At 32.3% G+C, this 14,089-nt stretch carries 16 protein-coding genes and 1 riboswitch; of the genes, 12 read left to right on the plus strand and 4 right to left on the minus strand.

What is annotated here, in order from left to right:
* Nucleotides 1–23 precede the first annotated feature (23 nt).
* A riboswitch (cobalamin riboswitch) is annotated at nucleotides 24–203 on the plus strand.
* A 113-nt stretch (nucleotides 204–316) separates the two neighbouring features.
* The 5 genes from CUL_RS0110825 to CUL_RS0110845 are packed head-to-tail and all read left to right on the plus strand — an operon-like array spanning nucleotide 317 to nucleotide 4,298.
* Nucleotides 317–1,264 carry an ABC transporter substrate-binding protein gene (locus CUL_RS0110825; RefSeq protein WP_025641694.1) on the plus strand — a complete coding sequence of 316 codons (948 nt, stop codon included), beginning with the start codon at nucleotides 317–319 and terminating at the stop codon, nucleotides 1,262–1,264.
* A 1-nt stretch (nucleotide 1,265) separates the two neighbouring features.
* Nucleotides 1,266–2,243, plus strand: coding sequence for a FecCD family ABC transporter permease (locus tag CUL_RS0110830; protein WP_005588160.1), 978 nt, complete (start codon nucleotides 1,266–1,268; stop codon nucleotides 2,241–2,243).
* 13 nt (nucleotides 2,244–2,256) lie between these two features.
* The gene (locus CUL_RS0110835) at nucleotides 2,257–3,057 is read left to right on the plus strand and encodes an ABC transporter ATP-binding protein (RefSeq protein ID WP_005588161.1); all 801 of its coding nucleotides are present in this window, start codon (nucleotides 2,257–2,259) and stop codon (nucleotides 3,055–3,057) included.
* A gap of 25 nt (nucleotides 3,058–3,082) precedes the next feature.
* Nucleotides 3,083–3,586 (plus strand): ECF transporter S component, encoded by a 504-nt coding sequence (locus CUL_RS0110840; RefSeq protein WP_025641697.1) that lies wholly within the window; start codon nucleotides 3,083–3,085, stop codon nucleotides 3,584–3,586.
* On the plus strand, nucleotides 3,570–4,298 hold the full coding sequence (locus tag CUL_RS0110845; RefSeq protein WP_025641698.1) for an AIR synthase related protein: 729 nt from the start codon (nucleotides 3,570–3,572) through the stop codon (nucleotides 4,296–4,298). The genes CUL_RS0110840 and CUL_RS0110845 overlap by 17 nt, the downstream gene beginning before the upstream one ends.
* 46 nt (nucleotides 4,299–4,344) lie before the next feature.
* On the opposite strand, the gene CUL_RS18945 is transcribed toward CUL_RS0110845, so the two are convergent.
* The 3 genes from CUL_RS18945 to CUL_RS0110860 all read right to left on the minus strand — a co-directional run bounded on the left by CUL_RS18945 (nucleotide 4,345) and on the right by CUL_RS0110860 (nucleotide 6,583).
* Nucleotides 4,345–4,503 carry a hypothetical protein gene (locus tag CUL_RS18945; RefSeq protein WP_005588164.1) on the minus strand — a complete coding sequence of 53 codons (159 nt, stop codon included), beginning with the start codon at nucleotides 4,501–4,503 and terminating at the stop codon, nucleotides 4,345–4,347.
* A 109-nt stretch (nucleotides 4,504–4,612) separates the two neighbouring features.
* Entirely contained in the window at nucleotides 4,613–5,185 is a 573-nt protein-coding gene (locus CUL_RS0110855) for a hypothetical protein (protein ID WP_005588165.1), read from the minus strand.
* Between the two features lie 246 nt (nucleotides 5,186–5,431).
* Nucleotides 5,432–6,583, minus strand: coding sequence for an aminotransferase class V-fold PLP-dependent enzyme (locus tag CUL_RS0110860; protein WP_005588166.1), 1,152 nt, complete (start codon nucleotides 6,581–6,583; stop codon nucleotides 5,432–5,434).
* 199 nt (nucleotides 6,584–6,782) lie between these two features.
* Here CUL_RS0110860 and yedE point away from each other — a divergent pair, with 199 nt between their 5' ends.
* The 4 genes from yedE to CUL_RS0110880 all read left to right on the plus strand — a co-directional run bounded on the left by yedE (nucleotide 6,783) and on the right by CUL_RS0110880 (nucleotide 10,458).
* Nucleotides 6,783–7,865: a YedE family putative selenium transporter gene (gene yedE, locus CUL_RS0110865; RefSeq protein ID WP_025641699.1), complete on the plus strand. Its 1,083-nt coding sequence runs from the start codon at nucleotides 6,783–6,785 to the stop codon at nucleotides 7,863–7,865.
* 11 nt (nucleotides 7,866–7,876) lie between these two features.
* Nucleotides 7,877–8,092 carry a sulfurtransferase TusA family protein gene (locus CUL_RS0110870; RefSeq protein WP_035143069.1) on the plus strand — a complete coding sequence of 72 codons (216 nt, stop codon included), beginning with the start codon at nucleotides 7,877–7,879 and terminating at the stop codon, nucleotides 8,090–8,092.
* 1 nt (nucleotide 8,093) lies between these two features.
* Nucleotides 8,094–8,333, plus strand: coding sequence for a putative Se/S carrier protein (locus tag CUL_RS0110875; protein ID WP_005588169.1), 240 nt, complete (start codon nucleotides 8,094–8,096; stop codon nucleotides 8,331–8,333).
* Between the two features lie 187 nt (nucleotides 8,334–8,520).
* A complete protein-coding gene (locus CUL_RS0110880; protein ID WP_025641701.1) occupies nucleotides 8,521–10,458 on the plus strand; it encodes an amidohydrolase family protein in 1,938 nt (645 codons plus the stop codon).
* On the opposite strand, the gene CUL_RS0110885 is transcribed toward CUL_RS0110880, so the two are convergent.
* Nucleotides 10,455–11,213 carry a sugar phosphate isomerase/epimerase family protein gene (locus CUL_RS0110885; protein ID WP_005588171.1) on the minus strand — a complete coding sequence of 253 codons (759 nt, stop codon included), beginning with the start codon at nucleotides 11,211–11,213 and terminating at the stop codon, nucleotides 10,455–10,457. The genes CUL_RS0110880 and CUL_RS0110885 overlap by 4 nt on opposite strands.
* A 111-nt stretch (nucleotides 11,214–11,324) precedes the next feature.
* Between CUL_RS0110885 and CUL_RS0110890 the strand changes: the two genes are divergently transcribed.
* The 3 genes from CUL_RS0110890 to CUL_RS0110900 all read left to right on the plus strand — a co-directional run bounded on the left by CUL_RS0110890 (nucleotide 11,325) and on the right by CUL_RS0110900 (nucleotide 14,085).
* The gene (locus tag CUL_RS0110890; protein WP_005588174.1) at nucleotides 11,325–11,999 is read left to right on the plus strand and encodes a TraX family protein; all 675 of its coding nucleotides are present in this window, start codon (nucleotides 11,325–11,327) and stop codon (nucleotides 11,997–11,999) included.
* A gap of 79 nt (nucleotides 12,000–12,078) precedes the next feature.
* The gene (locus CUL_RS0110895) at nucleotides 12,079–13,086 is read left to right on the plus strand and encodes an alpha/beta hydrolase (RefSeq protein WP_005588175.1); all 1,008 of its coding nucleotides are present in this window, start codon (nucleotides 12,079–12,081) and stop codon (nucleotides 13,084–13,086) included.
* Nucleotides 13,087–13,101: 15 nt separating this feature from the next.
* Nucleotides 13,102–14,085 carry an alpha/beta hydrolase family protein gene (locus CUL_RS0110900; RefSeq protein WP_025641705.1) on the plus strand — a complete coding sequence of 328 codons (984 nt, stop codon included), beginning with the start codon at nucleotides 13,102–13,104 and terminating at the stop codon, nucleotides 14,083–14,085.
* The last annotated feature ends 4 nt before the right edge of the window (nucleotides 14,086–14,089 follow it).

A 14,089-nucleotide genomic window follows, 5' to 3' on the forward strand; every position in this document is an offset into this window, starting at 1 on the left:
GTTATACAATATAGGTGTGTAATTGAATATAAAAGTCTTATGGACCGAAAGGTTAAAAGGGAAGACGGGTGAAAATCCCGCGCAGCCCCCGCTACTGTAAGTGAAGATAAAACCCTATAAGCCACTACCTAAGTTTTTAGGTGGGAAGGCAGGGTGGAAGATGAATCACAAGCCAGGAGACCTACCATAAGGTTTTTGTGAATTTACCTTCGGAGGGAAGGTGTAATCTGTTTTTTATGCTTAATTTTTGAAATGAAGGTCTGCCTCCTTAGGTAGGCCTTATTTTAATATTCAATATGATATTAGGAGGATGTTTATGAGAAAATTTAAAAAACTATTTATTTTTTTATTGGTATTTATTCTAACATTTTCATTGGTAGCTTGTACTACAGAGGATTCATCAGAACCTAAAGATAAGGTTGAAAACTCAGATGAAATAGTTGAAAACCAGTTTCCATTAAGTATTACTGACTTTTTAGAAAGAGAAGTAACTTTAGAAAAAGAACCTGAGAGGATAGTTTCTCTCGCTCCTTCTACTACCGAACTTATATATGCTTTGGGAGCTGGCGATAAAGTTGTAGGTGTTACAGATTATGATAATTATCCTCCTGAGGTTGAAGATATTCCAAAGGTAGGAGGTTTTAAAGGACCAAATATTGAGGCAATAACAGCGCAAAATCCTGATATAGTGTTGGCTTCTACTCAATCAGGCCAAGAGGAGATGGAAACTTTAGAAAATATGGGGATACCAGTTGTAATGGTAGAAGCTAAAGATATAGAAGGTATATATGAGTCCATAAGATTATTGGCTCAGATAACTGGAACTAATGAAAAAAGCCAAGAGATAATTAATGAGATGGAATCTAAGATTGGTGAAATAAAAGGTAAGGTAGAAGACCTTCCAACAATAGATGTGTTCTATCTAGTCTCTTTTGATGGAAATTGGACTGCTGGGAAAGGTACATTTATTGATGAGCTTATAACTCTCGCTGGTGGGAGAAACGTTGCCCAAAATGTTGACGGTTGGGCTCAATACAGTGTAGAGGAATTAGTTAAGAATAACCCTGATGCAATAATTACATCTCCTCATGCTGGTAATGTAGAAGATATGGAAAAAACTGAGGGTTACAAAGATACCAATGCCGTTAAGAATGAAAATATATTTGTAATAAGTGATGATGACATAATAGCTAGAGCTTCTAATAGGATTGTCCTAGGTCTAGAAGAGATTGCTAAATTCTTACATCCGGAGGTATTAGATTAAAGTGAAAAAAAGCATCTATTTTACTATAGCTATTCTGCTATTTTTCTTAACAGTTATAATCTCTATTTCTGCAGGAGCAGTTAAAATACCTCTGCAGGAAATTATAAATGTATTTACTGGAAATGGAGATGAAACCAGTAGAACTATAATCTTTAATTTAAGGCTTCCAAGGGTAATAGGTGCAGCAGTGGTAGGTATGGGGCTTTCAGTTGTAGGAGCCTTCTTTCAAGGTCTTTTGAGAAATCCTATGGCAGATCCCTACGTTTTGGGAATCTCTTCCGGTGCAGCTTTAGGTGCTACCATTGCTATAATACTGGGCCTTGGGCTTTTTAGCCTTAGTTTCTTGGCTTTTATTTCATCCTTAGCAGTTGTAGTTTTTGTCTATGCCATATCAAAAATCGGATCAAAAGTATCTATGACAACAATGTTACTAGCGGGTATAGCTATAAGCGCTTTTATTTCTGCAATTATATCCCTGTTGATGCTTTTAAACCATGACGAATTTACTAGAATCGTCTTCTGGACTATGGGAGGATTTAGTCTTACAAATTGGAATAGCATTGCTTTTTCTGCTCCTATAATAATTATTGGTTCTTTTGTAATGTATGTGTTTTCAAGAGATTTAAATGCTATTTTAACGGGAGAAGAAGTTGCTGAACACCTAGGAGTTAATACAGAGTTCATTAAAAAAATCATCCTTGTCTTAGGATCCTTGGTCACTGCTACTGCAGTATCAGTAGGGGGAATTATAGGTTTTGTTGGTCTTATTGTCCCCCATGTATCCAGGCTTATAGTAGGTCCTGATAATAGAATCCTTGTACCTTTTAGTGCCCTATCGGGAGCCATATTTCTGACTTTAGCTGATACTTTAGCTAGAGTTATTTTAAGACCTACAGAAGTACCCATTGGAATAATAACTGCAACTTTTGGTGGCCCTTTCTTTTTATATTTACTTATAAAGAACAAACAGAAAAATTAAGGAACGTGATAGTATGACTGTTTTACAAATAAACAAATTATATTTTTCCTATGGAAAAGCTGAAGTTTTAAAGGGTATTGATTTCACTATTAACAAAAATATGGTGGCAGGTATAATAGGAGGAAATGGTAGCGGAAAGTCCACCCTTTTAAAAAATATATCTGGATATCTGAAACCAGAATCAGGAAATGTTTTTATTGGAAAGAAAAATATTAAAGATTTTGCCATAAAAGATAAAGCCAAACATATAGCTTATGTACCTCAGGAAATGCCCCATGATTTTGAATTTAATTGCTATGATGTAGTGATGATGGGAAGAATGCCCTTTTTAAAAAGGTTCCAATCAGAAAGTAAAGAAGATAAAAATATTGTAAAAGAGTCTATGGAAATTACGAATACCTGGAGATTTAAAGACAAGAATATCAATGAGCTAAGTGGTGGAGAAAGACAAAGAGTCTATATAGCAAGAGCGTTAGCCCAGAAACCCAAAATTTTGCTTATGGACGAGCCAGTTTCACATCTGGACATTAAATATCAAATTGAAATACTATCCCTTGTAAACAGTTTATCATTAAAAGGAATACTAGTGATCACGGTACTCCATGATATTAACCTTGCTTCTCAATTTTGTGACGAGATATTCATAATGAAAGAGGGAAAGATAATGGCTTCTGGTGATCCTGAAAAGGTTTTAACCCCTGATAATATAAAATCAGCTTTTTCTATAGAAGTGGAATTACTTAATAACCCGATTACTCATAGTCCTTATGTTATTCCTACTTTAAATAGGAAAAAACAATTTCATGTAGTCTAGTACTAATACTTAGGAGGTTGATCATTTGAAAGAAAAAACTAAGACATTAAAAGATATTAAAACCCTTACTATGGTTGCTATGCTTGTAGCATTAAGTGCTGTAGGTGCCCTTATTAAGGTTTTTAATACCGTTGCTTTTGATTCAATGCCAGGGTATTTTGGAGCCTTATACTTAGGAGGCTGGTATGGAGCTATGGTAATAAGTTTAGGCCATTTGCTCACAGCAATTACATCTGGCTTTCCTTTAGGAATTACTGTCCATATATACATAGCAATACAAATGGCAGTATATGCATATCTATTTAGATTTTTTTATCAAAGATTTAATATATATATTGCCGTAATAGTTGGAACCATATTGAATGGCCCAATTTCCGCTCTTTTATTCGTACCCATATTTGGATGGGGATTTTTTATAGGATGGAGCCTTCCTCTGACTGTGGCTTCATTTATTAATATATTTTTAGCTTCTTTAATATATAAAGGAATATTAAAAATAGGCGGGAGTCAAATTGATAGAAAGATATAGGGATTTAATCATAATCTATGAGAAGGATATAGCCTATGTAATCTCTTGTGATAGTCTAGGTGCAATAGGTAGTAAAAAAAATGATGTATTGAAAGTAGACGAAGAGATTGTAGGAAGGGCTACTATAAAAGTTGCCCTATCGGAAGCATTGTGCATAGGGGCAAAGCCTATTATAATATCCGATACCCTGTCTGTTGAAATGAATCCTACAGGTAAAAAGATCTTAAAAGCTATAAAAAAGGAACTTGAGGAAAATGGACTTACAGATATAGTTTTTACAGGAAGTACAGAAGAAAACTTCCCCACTTCTATGACTGGTATAGGAATTACCGTAATATCTAGGGCAAAGATTTCTGATTTAAAAATTAAAAATGTTGAAAAAGGCATGTATCTTTCCCTTTTAGGATATCCTCTTGTAGGAAATGAAGTCTTAAATTCTAAGGATGTTCTTCAATTAAAAGACTATGTGGAAATCTCTAGTTCTAAAGAAATAATTGAAGCAATTCCAGTTGGTTCAAGGGGAATAAAATATGAATTAAGCATATTGGAAAAATTATCAGACTTGAAGGTAAATGAAAGTGTTCCTTTACATATTGATAAAATGAAATCTGGCGGTCCTTCTACTTGTTGCATTATAGTACATAAAGAAAGAACTCCATCTATTACTAAGTTGATAAATAAGCCTTTTACCTATATTGGAAAGCTAATTTAAATATAAAGCCCTAGTTTTATAATTCTAAAGAAACTAGGGCTTGTTACTATTTATTACTCTTTTTATTTTCTTTATTCCAATCCTTAAACTTTTTATTGTTTTTCATCTCTTCGTTGTCTACTACGCCATGTTCTGCTGCTATTTCATAGTTCATCTGATTGAAAAAACTTTCATCAATTTTTCTTTCAAATTTTTTATCTTTCATTATTATCACCTCATATGTATTTTTCACCTAATTTGGTGCTACATACGAGGTAATTTAAGGGATTATGCTTTTTATACTTCTTAATTACAAAGCTATAATACTGAAATTTTTAAAATAGATTAACGGCTAACAGGGTAGAAAAAATTCCTACAAAAGTCCCTAAAATCAATTCCCTTATATTATGCCTTTTTAAATTTATTCTTGACCAATATATTACTGGCATTATTAAAAAAAGCCATAACATCTTTAATCCAATTAGATTGGTTAGTAAAGTAATAGGTCCTGATACACCACAAGCATGCCCACTAGCCTTAATCTTTAATCCTTTATTTATAAAGGCTAAAAAACCTCCAGAAAATAGATAAGCCATAAAAATTTTTTTTACTAATATAGGTGCCCCACAAACAAAAGTAAGAATTGACCCAATTACATAACTTACAACAGCAAAGATAAAAGCCAATTTTCTTTCAATTTTTCTCCCCTGTGTCCTAAATGCTGGTATAATCCTATGTACAGGATAGGCAAGTAATGGAATTACTGTTAAAAAAGCAATACAATATATGAGCCAACCAATTCCTCCGGAATAACTGGTTCCATAAATAAAAGATAATAATACAGTAAAAAAAGCTATTATTGGAACTACCGTTATAAGGCTAATTATTTTAGCAATTTTATATTTCATACCTGAAACATCTCCTTATATTTATATGTATATCCTTTAAAAAACAAATTAAATCCAGCTAAGAACATCTTTAACTGGATTTAAGCTACATTTTTTCATTTCTTGGATTCAATATATTTTTATAAAATCTTTATTTTATTGTACAACATTTTCCTATATAAATGCAATAAAATAACTGATATTATTTTAACTATCCTGCTATTAATAATTATAATATTTAATATGATTCATCATAAAAGTCATATATTAATTTTTTATTACCTTATTTATAGCATCAATTACATAGTTCACATCCCCTATTGTATTAAAATGGCTAAAACTAAATCTAATAGTACCTTTTGGAAATGTTCCTAAAGTTTGATGAGCAGAAGGGGCACAGTGTAATCCACATCTAGTCATTATGCCAAATTCATTATATAGGTTATAGGATACCACTGCATTATCTTCTTCAGGAATATCTATAGAAATCACAGCTGTTCTATCCTTTATATCCTTCTTACCTATAATATCCAGTCCTGGAATATTTAAAATTCCTTCTAAAAAATGGTCTAATAAATATAATTCCTTTTCTCTTATGGTGCTTACTTTCTCCTTTAGAATATATTTTATAGAAGCATTCAATCCATAAACACCTGGAATATTCAAGGTCCCAGCTTCAAACTTGTCAGGCATGTACTCAGGTTGTACTTCCTTATCTGATAAACTGCCTGTGCCTCCTTCTATTAAGGTATCCAATGTTGAGGCCATTTCCTTACTTACTATAAATCCTCCTATGCCTTGAGGTCCTAAAAGCCCCTTATGACCTGTAAATGCTATAGCATCAGCACCTATATCTTTATAATGAATATCCAAAAAGCCTGCAGTCTGTGCCGTATCAATAATAAAATACAATCCTTTCTCTTTACATATAGATCCTACTCTTTTTAAATCTAGAATAGTACCACAAACATTAGATGCATGAGTCATAATAACAGCTTTAGTATTGGGTTTAATATATTTATTTATGTCTTCTGGATTCAACTCCCCTAGTTTATTGCAAGGTACTTTAGAAAACTCAATTCCTAATTTGGCAAGACTATTTAAAGGTCTAATGACAGCATTATGTTCCATTGATGAAACTACTACATGATCTCCTACCTTTATCAATCCTTTTATCAATACATTAAGACTTTCTGTAATATTTTTAGTAAATACTACATTTTCAGTCTTTTGATAGTTAAATAATTCACATATCAGTTCTCTAGTTTCATAAACTATGTTCTCCGCTTCAAAAGAACTTTTATAAGCTCCCCTATTCACATTACAACCTATATTTAATAAATAATTGGACATACTTTCAACAACTCCTGGTGCCTTAGGAAAGGCTGTAGCACCGTTATCTAAATATAAACCTCTCATAAATTTACACCTCCAATGTTTTCAATATCATCTGCAAGCTTTCATTAAAAGAATATCTCTATTTAATTAAATAAGCAATATATATAGATAAAGTTTATGACACATTTCGAACATATTTATATTCTTTATTATACATTTTCAAAGATTATTGTTAAACTTTAGATAAAGACATAGCTTAATTTTAGAGGAGGGTTTTAAAATGAATGAGAAAAAAGGCATTATTATAGCTGGAGCAGTCGTTGGAATAATTTCTGTGTTGCTGGTAATATTTGGAAATCCAGTTAATATGGGATTCTGTATAGCCTGTTTTATCAGAGATATTGCAGGTGGTATAGGAATGCACAGAGCGCCAATAGTTCAATATATTCGTCCTGAAATAATTGGGCTTGTTTTAGGTGCATTTATCATTTCAATGAAAAGCAAAGAGTTCCAAGCTAAAGGAGGTTCCTCACCTTTTACTAGATTTGTACTAGGAATTGGAGTAATGATAGGGGCTTTAATGTTTTTAGGTTGTCCTTTGAGAATGGTGTTGAGACTAGCTGGAGGAGACTTAAATGCAATATTAGGCATTGCAGGGTTTGTAGTTGGTATTTTTGTTGGAGTTTACTTTTTAAACAAAGGCTTCAATCTAAAAAGGAATTATAATCTACCTAAATTTGAAGGATACCTTTTTCCAATTGTAAATCTGGGTTTATTTGTTTTACTACTATCTGGTTTTAGTATGTTGATCTTCAGCGAAGAAGGTCCTGGATCAATGCACGCCCCTATTTGGATTGCATTATTTGCAGGATTGATAGTGGGAATATTGGCTCAAAAGACAAGGCTATGTATGGTAGGTGGTACTAGAGATATGATCATGTTTAAAGACAGCTACCTATTATCTGGCTTTTTAGCTATACTTATCTTTGCTTTTATAGGAAATCTGATTTTAGGGTATTTTAACCTAGGTTTTGCTGAACAACCAGTGGCACATACAGATGGATTATGGAACTTCCTGGGGATGGTTTTAGTAGGATGGGGTTCTGTACTTCTTGGTGGCTGTCCATTAAGACAACTTATATTAGCTGGAGAAGGAAATGCAGATTCGGCAGTAACAGTTATGGGAAGTTTGATAGGTGCAGCTATTGCCCATAACTTTGGTCTGGCTTCTAGCCCTGCCGGTGCTACAACTAATGGCAAAGTAGCAGTACTTATCTGTTTAGTATTGGTTATTCTTATTTCTCTAGCTAATTCAGAGATTCTGATTAGTAAAAAGACATTAACAAAATCAAGGAATAACTAGTTTGAAGGGAGATGAGCATAGTGGAAAAAATTGATACAAGAGGCATGTCTTGTCCCCAACCTGTGTTGATGACTAAGAATGCTATAGAGGAACATCCTGAAGGATTAGATATTCTAGTGGATAATAATACTGCAAAAAATAATATTACTAGGTTTCTAAAAAATTTAGGTTATAATTTAGAGTATAAGCAGGAAAGTAAAGATATATTAATTGAAGCGAGGAAATAATATGGATGAGTATGTAGCAGTGTTTTTTACCCATTCTGGTGCAATAAAATTTAATAGAAGATTGAAGACAAACAAAATAGAATGCGAACTAATGCCTGTACCTAGACAGCTCAGTTCTAATTGTGGAATAGGAGCCAAGTTTACATTTGATAAAGATGTAATAGATTTAGTAGATGATGAAATTGAAAAGATATTTATTTTTGAAAATGGAGAGTATAGGCTAGTTTATAGTGAAGAATAAGAAACAAGAACCTTGTATAAGATTGTATACAAGGTTCTTTAATTATTCTCTATTATTGTTTGGTAGCTCTTTTCATAAATTTAACCCTAATACCTCTTTCATAATATTTTACCAATTTTGTAGAAGACTTTACTGACATATGATACTATTATCTTAAGTAAGAAATGTATAACGGGGATGTGAAAGCGTGAGAAAAATACTTATTATTATCCTTATCCTTTGTTTATTACCTTTAAAACCAATAGCAGAAAAAGAAGAATACCATATTGTAATCAAAAATGGCACCATATTTAATCCTTCAACAGATCATGAATTAGTAGGTTATAACATAGGGATTAAAGATGATAAAATCTTAAGGATCACCAAGGAAGACATTTCGGGAAAAGAAGAGATAGATGCAACCGGCTTAGTAGTCTCCCCTGGTTTTATAGATCTTATATCCTATGACCCGAATTCTGTGGGTATTAGGCTAAAAGTTTTAGATGGAATCACTAGTAATTTGGCTATGCATGGTGGTACGGAAGATGCAGAACAATGGTATAGGGGCTGGTCTAAAAGCGGTGTTTTAACTAATTTTGGTGCTTCATCTTTTATTACTAGGCAACGCTGGCCCATTGTTGGTTATGGAGTAGATACAGAGATGACCAAGAAAGAGGATATAGAAAGATTAGTAGAAGATGCTAAAAGAAATATAGAAGCAGGTGCTTTAGGCATTTCCTTTAGCTTTGAATATGTACCTGGTATAAAATATGAAGTAATTCCTCTGCTGAATTTGGCCAAGGAATATAATGTACCTACCTTTTACCATTTGAGATATTCGGATGGAGATAGAGGCTTAGAGGGTATAAAGGAAGTTATAGAATATGGTAAAGAAACTGGCGCCATAATCCATATTATGCATATTAACAGTACTGGAGGAACCTTCCATATGGAGGAAGCTTTGGAGATGGTTAACAAAGCTAGAGAAGAAGGGTTGGATATTACTGCCTGTGTTTACCCCTATAATTTTTGGGCTACCTATATTGATTCAGCTAGATTTAGGCCGGAATGGCAGAAAAGGTATAGAATTACCTATGAGGATTTACAGATAGGAGGCACAGATATACGTATTACTAAAGATACCTTTGACAAATATAGGACCCAACATCTATTGGTAGCAGCCCATGGTTCTATGCCTGAAGAAGAATTGATAATGGCATTAAAAGACCCTCATATTATGATAGGTAGTGATACTATAATTGAACCCTCTGGCAACAATCATCCAAGAGGGGCAGGAACTTATAGTAGGCTCTTTGGAAAATATGTAAGAGAAGAGAAGGTCCTCTCTACTATGGATGCTATAAAAAAGGTAAGCTACTTACCTGCTAAAAGGATGGAATCTGTTGCTCCACAGATGAGGTATAAGGGAAGGATAGAGATAGGCAGTGATGCAGATATTACCATATTCAATCCAGATACCATAATAGATAGAAGTACTGTAAAGGACACAACCCTTCCCTCAGTAGGGGTAGAGTACGTAATTATCAATGGTGTTATAGTAAAAAACAATAATGGTATTGTAGAAGGAATAAGCCCTGGAAGACCAATACGCTCCTATTTTGTAGACAAAATAGATGAAAATAAACCTATTGATTTCAATTTAAAATTAGAGGATAAGGATAAAATATCTTTAGAATCAGTTTACGAATTAGATGGACAAATCTACCTCCCAATTAAAAGACTATTTGAGTATCTAAATATAGCAACAGAAAACAATAAGGACGGAAGTATAAATATTGGAAATGTTGTTAATCTAGAAATAGGGAATAAGGCGGCTAAAATTGGTGATAAGGAAATGGTTTTTGATAAGGAACCTATTATATATAAAGAAGGAATTTACATAGGTGCTAAAGACTTGGGAAAAATATTGGAAGGAAATTTTAAATTAATTTACCATGAAAAAGGGATTGACTTTAAATATGGAGAATCAGATAAAACTATTGAAGCATTTTTACCTATTGATGAAGAAAAGATTAAAACTACCAATAGCAAAAAATCTTATATTGGTGCTTACGGATTCTCAGCTTTGATTATAGCTTTAGTGCTATTTAGTTTGAAAGATAAAAAAGGATCAAGGGAAATTTAAATATCCCTGATCCTTTTTATTTCTTCACCCAGATTATGAATATCATATTCTAAAGCTATTATTGGATTAATATTATACATATATAGTAATTTCATAATAAATGCAATATTATTATTAGAAGGTCTGTTGTGTTCATCATAAATTCCATTGTTCCAATGGAGATGGATATATTCAATCCTTTTATTTAATATCCTTATCCAATCCTCTAAGCCATTTTTACTTTCAAGTATGGCATGTCCAATATCTAAGCATACTTTTACATTGGGTAAATCTATGGTATCAATTAAATCCTTTACAAAAATTGGGTCCTCTTCAAATACATTTTCTATAAGTACTATCCCCTTATAGTCATCCATTTCCTTTAGTATTTGATTCCAAAACTCTTTATTCAATCTATTAGTAAGTTCCTCTATTTTAGGCTCTTTTATCCAAGGACTTATTTGGCTATGAAATATTATATAATCTACATCTAGCTTTTTCCCAATTTTTAAAGTCAATATATATCTTTCGTAACTTGCCTGTCTTATCTTTTTATCTGGGCTTACTGGTTTTAAGTCCAAAAAGGGTCCATGTAAAGATAAGGTGTTAGAAAACCCGTATAAAGTTTTTTTGTATTCCTCTACCCTTTCTTTCCATCCCTCATCTAATAAATCAGGCTTAACAAAATCTTGTATCTCTAGTCCTATACCCAATTGAATATACTTTTCCTTATGAAAATCACGAATATTAGATATGCATTTAATAATCTTATGCATGGTTTTAACCCCATTTCTTACTAGTTTGTAAATACATATTATATACCAAATATGTTTAATTTGCTATAATTGTTTTATAGTTTATTATTTTTTCTTGGGAGGAGTAAAGTTGTGAGATTTCAGATATTGAATGGCTTCACATTAAAGATGATAATGACCATGTTTATGGTGCTTGATCATATTGCCCAATTTATACCCGGAGCCCCCTATTGGTTCCATTGGTTAGGTCGGTTAGTAGCTCCCATATTCATCTTTTTATTAACTGAAGGCTATATCCACACAAGGGATTCTTCAGTCTATATGAAAAGACTCTTTATATGGTCAGCTATAATGTTTGCTGGTAATGGAACTATTTGGTTAACCTTTAGGAAGGATACATTCATACCAAATAATATATTCTTTTCCATGGCTTTAGGAATAGCCCTTCTCATTAATTTAGAAAGAGAAGAAAAAAATAAATGGATTATATTTTTAATTGTACTCCTCTCTACTTTTGCTGAAGGCTCTTTAATGATTACAGCTATGGTGTTGATATTCCACTTTTTAAAAGAGGATAAAATGCGACTATCCTTAACTTATATTGTGATTTCTGCTACTTTTTTACAAGGTGGATTTACCTACAAAAATCTTTTTATTGAAAATCCTCAATGGATGATGGTTTTTGCATTGCCCTTTATTCTTATGTATAATGGCAAAAAAGGTCCTAATATTAAGTATTTTTTTTATATATTTTACCCAGTCCATATATGGATTCTCTTCATACTAGGGTACTTTATGGGAAAATAGAATCCTGCTAGGTTTACATGAGTAATTTTTTTCTTATATGATATAATAAACTAACCATCATTTTTAGAAAGGAATAGATATGAATATTAATTTCAATTATGAAAAGAAAAATATAGACTATGTATCTGGGTATATATTTAAAGGTAGAAGTTATAGATGTAGTTATGTAAGATATAAAACTTTGTATGAAAATTCCTCTCCTGGTACAGAGAATGTGGAAATGTATTTTTATCAACCTAAAAAAGAGGTTCGTGCCTCAACTTTAATCCTCCACGGACTAGGTAGTAGAAATATTAAGTTTTTATTATGGCTTGGTCCCCATCTGGCAAATGCAGGAGTAAGTACAACCATATTAATACTTCCTGGTAACTATACGAGGGTTGAAGATAATTCCATGAGTGGAAGAAGTTATCTTTATCCGGACATAAATGTTATGTACAAATTTTGGGAACATGGAGTAGTTGATACCTTAAGCACCATTGATTTACTTGAACAATCTAATTATTGGAAGGAAAACAATATTATTCTTGGGTATTGTTTAGGAGGAATGATTTCAACAATGGTTGGTGTTATAGATGCTAGGATCAACCATCTATTATTTATGACTACTGGTGGCCATATCCCTAGGATACTTCACCAATCCCCTGCTACGGCCTTTGTCAGAAGGATGTTTGATAAAGGTTTTAAAGCTGATTTTGATTTAGATAATAAAGAAAAATTATATAATATTTATAATAAAGAATTCCCAAGAGTAAAAAGTATGTCCTTAAATGAAATAGTATCTAACGATGAAATTCATCCCTTGTTTAAAATTGATCCCATATCCTATGCCCATTTATTGGATATGAAAAAAGTTACCTTCATAGATGCCTATTTTGATTCAACTTTACCTATACAATCTAGGAAGGTTTTATATGATGAAATGTATGGAGCTAATAGAAAAGTGCTGCCTATAAGTCATGTTAATTGGTTGCCCTTTGGATATTTTCTTGCAAAGTATATTCTTCATAAGCTAAATATTAATGCTAAAGAAGCAAAAAAAGCGCTGCTCACTAGAGAAGTAATAGAAAATCCATTGGAAAAATAAAATTGGATGGTGTTTATGGATAAAATTAAGGTAAAACTAAAAAAATCTTATTTTATAGCTAATAAAATATATCTTTTTTTAATTTTTATCTTCCTTGCTATAGAGGATTTTAGTTTAGGGTTTTATTATTTTTTAATATCCCTGTTTATCTATGGATGGAAAACCCTTAGATCAAAAGTTCCTATCGAGGTAAATAAAGAGTTTAAAAGCAAAACTTTTGTATATAAACGTACTAGGAATAGGGATTTAAAATTAGACCTATGGCTGCCCTCTAAGACTAGTAAGAAGAATCCCCTAGTATTTTTCTGCCATGGTGGCGGGTGGATTTCTGGCTTTAGAAATCAACCCAATAATGTTTCCTGGTGTAAATACTTGGCTTCAAAGGGTTTTGCTGTAGTTAGCATAGATTATAGATATGGATATAGGAATACTATGGAGGACATCCTTTCCGATTATACAGATGCACTAAACTATGTAAAGAAAAATCATAAAAGACTAAATGTAAATAAGGAAAAGATTATATTAATGGGATTATCAGCAGGAGGCCATCTTTCATTACTATATTCCACCTATCATACTAATCAAAAAAATGAAAAAGAGATGAAGGGAATTAAGGGGGTAGTGGCCTACTATTCTCCTACAGATTTAAATGATATATTTATCTCAGAAAATAAATCTATATTTGCAAGATTTGCAACAAAACAGACTTTAAAGGGAGGTCCTGTTGAAAAAGAAGAAATATATGATTACTATTCACCTATTAGTTGGATAAGCGATAGAATGGTTCCCTGCTTAATTGCCCATGGGAAGATGGATACTACTGTACCCTTTAAATCCTCTGTGAAATTTGTTAAAACCTTAAGGGAATATAAAATAAAATATACCTTTTTAGTCCATAGAAAAGGTGGACATTCCTTCGATACAAAGCTTAAAGATATTAGCACGGTAAATACATTAGAAAGAACTGTAAGATTTATTAGAAAAACTATGGATATGTAAAGTA

It is taken from the genome of [Clostridium] ultunense DSM 10521 (assembly GCF_000511955.1).
Classification (GTDB): domain Bacteria; phylum Bacillota; class Clostridia; order Tissierellales; family Tepidimicrobiaceae; genus Schnuerera; species Schnuerera ultunensis.

Coding starts and splice junctions, on each gene's coding strand:
- CUL_RS0110870 (WP_035143069.1), top strand. CDS start 7,877: ATGAGCATAGTGGAAAAAATTGATACAAGAGGCATGTCTTGTCCCCAA.
- CUL_RS0110825 (WP_025641694.1), top strand. CDS start 317: ATGAGAAAATTTAAAAAACTATTTATTTTTTTATTGGTATTTATTCTA.
- CUL_RS0110885 (WP_005588171.1), bottom strand. CDS start 11,213: ATGCATAAGATTATTAAATGCATATCTAATATTCGTGATTTTCATAAG.
- CUL_RS0110835 (WP_005588161.1), top strand. CDS start 2,257: ATGACTGTTTTACAAATAAACAAATTATATTTTTCCTATGGAAAAGCT.
- yedE (WP_025641699.1), top strand. CDS start 6,783: ATGAATGAGAAAAAAGGCATTATTATAGCTGGAGCAGTCGTTGGAATA.
- CUL_RS18945 (WP_005588164.1), bottom strand. CDS start 4,503: ATGAAAGATAAAAAATTTGAAAGAAAAATTGATGAAAGTTTTTTCAAT.
- CUL_RS0110875 (WP_005588169.1), top strand. CDS start 8,094: ATGGATGAGTATGTAGCAGTGTTTTTTACCCATTCTGGTGCAATAAAA.
- CUL_RS0110900 (WP_025641705.1), top strand. CDS start 13,102: ATGGATAAAATTAAGGTAAAACTAAAAAAATCTTATTTTATAGCTAAT.
- CUL_RS0110855 (WP_005588165.1), bottom strand. CDS start 5,185: ATGAAATATAAAATTGCTAAAATAATTAGCCTTATAACGGTAGTTCCA.
- CUL_RS0110860 (WP_005588166.1), bottom strand. CDS start 6,583: ATGAGAGGTTTATATTTAGATAACGGTGCTACAGCCTTTCCTAAGGCA.
- CUL_RS0110895 (WP_005588175.1), top strand. CDS start 12,079: ATGAATATTAATTTCAATTATGAAAAGAAAAATATAGACTATGTATCT.